Source organism: Pontibacter sp. HJ8, from assembly GCF_054824225.1.
The window spans coordinates 1-4,516 of the sequence record NZ_JSYF01000181.1 but is presented as its reverse complement, the minus strand read 5'-3'; the positions used below and the strand labels follow the sequence as shown (position 1 = coordinate 4,516).

Sequence of the window (4,516 nt, the reverse complement as noted above, 5' to 3'; positions counted from 1 at the left end):
CAAAGTTGCTCTGCTTATCAGTAAACAATGAGTAGGGTGGTGTTAAGTTCAAACTCAAAGAGATTTGTGAGCCTCTTCTTGGGAAAGTCGGATTGTCAATGCTGACACGTGCCAGTGTATTGTTAAATGAAATACTGTTGGATGTGCCGTTGTCAAAATCGCCGAACAGCCTGTAGTTTTTCAGTGTATACCGGTTATACCCCAGCGAGTGACTCAGCTGGAAGAAGTTATCCGGCCACTGCAGCCTACGGCCCAGGCTGACAGAAGCACCATCCACATTCAATCTGCTGTCATAGTCCACTCTGGAGTCCCGGTTGATCGTCTTGAACAAACTCACGGTGAGTGAATTCGGTTTACGGCCACCCAACCAAGGCTCTGTGAAAGACAGGGAGTAAGACTGGTAGTATTTACCATTTGCCTGCACGTTGAGGGATAAACGCTGTCCGTCACCACTTGGCAATGGTCTCCACTCCGACAGGTTAAAGAGTTTGCGTGTAGAGAAGTTATTCAGCGTCAGGCCAACGGTACCTACCGCGCCTATAGGACCACCCCAACCGCCAGACAAGCTTATCTGGTCATTCGGGCGCTCTGTTACGGTATAGTTGATATCCACCGTACCCTCTGCCGGGTTCGGAATCGGGTTCAGCCCGATTGTCTCCGGGTCAAAGTAGCCCAGGTTGGCCAACTCGTTTCTGGAACGGATCAGGTCTTCGCGGCTATACTTCTGGCCGGGCAAAGTACGTATCTCGCGCAGCACCACGTGGTCACTGGTCTTGGTGTTACCGGTCACGGATACTTTGCTGATCGTTGCCTGAGGACCTTCCGATACCCGCATCTCCACATCAATGGAATCCCCTTCTATCTTTACCTCTACCGGATCTATGCTGAAAAACAGGTAACCATCATTTTGATAAAGCGCTGATACGTCTACCCCGGCCGGGTTATAGTTGAGTCGCTTATCCAGTTCCTGCTTGTTGTATACTTCGCCCTTGTCTATACCTAAAACGCGTGTCAGGTAGGCATCATCATACAGGTAGTTGCCGTTCCAGGTGATGTTGCGGTAATAGTAGCGGTTGCCTTCATCTACCGTGATGCGAACACCCAGCCGGTCATCGCTTATATTGTAGACCGAATCCGATACGATCACGGCATCCCTATACCCTTCTGAGCTGTAGAAATCAAGCAACAGTTGTTTGTCATTCTCATACTCTGTGCGCTGAAACTTAGAGGAGGTAAACAGTTTGTAAAAGCGTTTTTCCTTTGTCTTCTTGAGCTGGCGCTTCAGTTTCTTATCGCTGAATGCTTCATTTCCTTCAAAGATGACTTCTGCAATTTTCACCTTGTCACCTCTGTCCACGTTAATGTTGAGGACCACACTATTTGGAAGCAGCGAATCAGGCCGCTGCACAATGTTGATCTTGGCATTCAGGTAGCTTTTTTCTGCAAAATAGTTGCGGATGATATTGCGGGTGCTATTCAGCACCGCGTCTGTTACTACCTTCCCTCTGATCAGGTTTATCTTTTCGCGAAGCGCATCCTGCTGGGACTTGTTTATACCTGAGAATTCAAAGCGCGAAAGGCGCGGGCGCTCTTTCAGGTCAAAGTTTAAAAAAATCTGGTTTCCCTCGATCCGGGTCACGTATACCTCAATGTCTCCGAGTATACCTTGATCCCAAAGCTTCTGAATGGCGCGGCTCAGATCCTCTCCCGGCACAGTGATCTCATCACCTGTTTTCAAACCGGTAACAGCAGTAAGCGATGCCGGATCCAAAAATTTGGTGCCTGTGAATTCAATCCCTCCTATACGGTACTGCTTGGGCTGTGCGTATTCAATTGTATTGTTCTGTGCAGGAGGATTGTTTAGAACTTGTGCAGAAGCTGTGCCTGTAATTAGCAGAAGCACAAGCATCCATATGGATCTTGTCATTAATATGTTCACTTTGTTAGTTGTTCACTTGTCTTGCCAAAGCGGCGCTCTCGCCTTTGATAGGCTATAATAGCTTCGTAAAGGTGCTCTTTCCTGAAATCAGGCCAAAGCAACTCTGTAATGTAGAGTTCAGTATAGGCCAGTTGCCACAACAAAAAGTTGCTGATCCGTTGTTCTCCGCTCGTGCGTATCAGTAATTCCGGGTCCGGCATACCGGCAGTAGAGAGGTACTGGGCTATAGTCGCTTCACTTATATCTTCAGGGGCTATAGTACCATGACCCGCATCTGTGGCTATTCGTTGCATAGCCTGCGCAATATCCCAGCGCCCGCTGTAGCTAAGCGCCAGCACCAGGGTCATGCGGGTGTTGCCTTTTGTTATATCTATTGCTTCCAGCAGTTCCTTTTGACAGGCAGCCGGCAGGCTGTCCGTATTCCCGATCGTTTGGAGGCGGATGTTATTTTTATTCAGCGTAGCGGTTTCTTTCCGGATGGTAGAGACCAGCAATTGCATCAGGGCAGATACCTCTATAGCTGGCCGTGACCAGTTTTCGGTAGAAAAAGCATAAAGTGTCAGGTATTCGACGCCCAACTCGGCCGCCGCTTCTACTGTTTCACGTACAGCCGTGATCGCGTTCTGGTGGCCAAATATCCGTAACCCTCCGCGCTTTTTCGCCCAACGCCCATTCCCGTCCATGATAACGGCAATGTGTCTTGGCAAATTGTCTAAACCTACTTTCTCCCTAAGATCCATTAAACCACAATTTCCCGCAAGTTACAAAAAGCAAGACAATTTAATGAAATTTTAACTTGCTAATCTAACACACCGGCTTTTCGCTTGTAAACAGGGGGGCAATTGATGCGATAGAAGGTATAGGAAAGGCTCACACCATTGTAGAAATACATGTCTTTGTCGAATCGGTTCGCGGTTGCGTTGCCATCTCCCTCGTCGAGGTAATCTATAATATCATTGAACAACTTACGGGCACCAAACTCAAGGCCCAGATTCCAGTGGCGGCTTAAGGCATACTTTACGCCTACTCCGAATGGTATAGAGACGGTAAACTTATTATCGAACTCTTCCAGAACATCACCATTTTGAGACAACTGGTGGTTGTAGTTCAGCAGGGCTGCTCCCAAAAAGAAATAGGGCGAAACACGGTGTGGTTGCCTGGTATCCTTGTAGTAGTCCAGGAAGTTGTATTCCATAGCCACAGACAGCTCGGCCATGCTGAGTTTTAAATCCAGATCCCGGTGATCGTGGAAGGGGAGGTCTTGCGCTTCATCCCGGAAAGCCTTGTGATCAAATATACGGTGGCTGCCCATAAAGCTAGCTTTGAAGGTCAAAGGAGCTGAGAGGTCACGGCGGTAAAAAACAGTCATCGCAGGCTGATTGTTCAGGAACCTGTAATTAGGGGAGATTTCACCTTTGTAATTGGCACCACCTATACCTACGCCTATTTCACTGGTCGTGACAGGCTGCTGCGCCATTGCTGGGGCACAAAAAAAAGCACTCCCTACTTGCAGAATAAGACAAATAAGGAGCGCCTGCTTAATCGTATTGATAATCATGTATACTTATTTCGGAGTTTAGGTGAACAACGAACGGAAAACCATTCTATTATCTAAACTTCGGACTTCTAACCCGTGGTGACAAAATATAATTCAGGCCGAGGTTGGTTTGAATATACCAGTCTTTATCTGATTCGTTGCCTCTGGTACGGTTTGAGTTAGTACCATACTGTGGCAAACGCTTATATACGGTACCGGATGGATCGTCTACATAACTGAAACCGCTCTCAGCACTTCTATCAGAAAATATAACAGATGCTTTCGGGTTATCACCGCCACCGTTAAGCAGATCGCTTTTATTTACGTGCGCGGTGCTCACGTCATCCAGATAATCTGTAAATGTTTTTCTCCAGCCTATCTCAAAGCTAAAATCCCAGTTTCTATCCAGTTTGTATCGCACACCCAGACCAAAAGGAATCGCAACCTGTATACGCTTGTAGGGGCTGCTTACAGTTCCCTCTGCATCTGTGAATTGACCTTCGGTACCCAGCGGCTGCAACGCATACCAGCCGGTAGCAATATCATCTTCAGCGCTTATGCCCGGATGCGAGCCTGATTCATAATAGGCTTTCGGGTTGTGATGGAACAAGGCTATACCTATGAAACCATACGGAACGAAGTCTGGACGGCGTCTGTAATAGTTACGGTTTTCATACAGGTCTATGATCGCAACAGCACTAAGCTCCTTCAGGTCATTGCGAAAAGACAGATTTCTTTTGTAACGGCCTTCGTTCTCCCCTTCATCAGGAGAGGCTGCTTTTGCGTCATCGCCTGCAATCCGGTTCCACTGAAAAGAGTAACGGGAAGAGATGCGCGGAAAATGTCGCTTCGTGTAATTGATGCCGATACTGGGCCGTGTGGACTTAAAGCGCATACTGGTAAAATCCGGTTCAGGCACCAGATCACCGAAGTAATTGGTAGCACCCAGCGTAATCCCTACAGTAGCATACTTCTTGCGCTTGGTAAATCGCTGCGCTTCCGCGTCAAGCGACACGAAGGAAAAAGTGATAACAAGCAGT

The 4,516-nt window shown here is 47.7% G+C and carries 4 protein-coding genes; all 4 read right to left on the bottom strand.

Translation table 11 applies throughout. The features are described from left to right. Positions 1 to 1,927, bottom strand: a 1,927-nt coding sequence (bamA, locus tag OB13_RS09050; protein WP_461489839.1) for an outer membrane protein assembly factor BamA, incomplete at its 3' end; no start/stop codon positions are given. A gap of 8 nt (positions 1,928 to 1,935) precedes the next feature. Further along, positions 1,936 to 2,679, bottom strand: coding sequence for an isoprenyl transferase (locus tag OB13_RS09045; protein ID WP_461489838.1), 744 nt, complete (start codon positions 2,677 to 2,679; stop codon positions 1,936 to 1,938). A gap of 59 nt (positions 2,680 to 2,738) precedes the next feature. Next, positions 2,739 to 3,497: a type IX secretion system protein PorG gene (gene porG, locus OB13_RS09040; RefSeq protein WP_461489837.1), complete on the bottom strand. Its 759-nt coding sequence runs from the start codon at positions 3,495 to 3,497 to the stop codon at positions 2,739 to 2,741. A 49-nt stretch (positions 3,498 to 3,546) separates the two neighbouring features. After that, positions 3,547 to 4,515: a DUF6089 family protein gene (locus OB13_RS09035; protein WP_461489836.1), complete on the bottom strand. Its 969-nt coding sequence runs from the start codon at positions 4,513 to 4,515 to the stop codon at positions 3,547 to 3,549. Position 4,516 lies beyond the last annotated feature (1 nt).

What these genes read in the sequence shown, in the direction of transcription:
- OB13_RS09045 (WP_461489838.1), bottom strand. Translation starts at nt 2,679, where the DNA reads ATGGATCTTAGGGAGAAAGTAGGTTTAGACAATTTGCCAAGACACATT.
- porG (WP_461489837.1), bottom strand. Translation starts at nt 3,497, where the DNA reads ATGATTATCAATACGATTAAGCAGGCGCTCCTTATTTGTCTTATTCTG.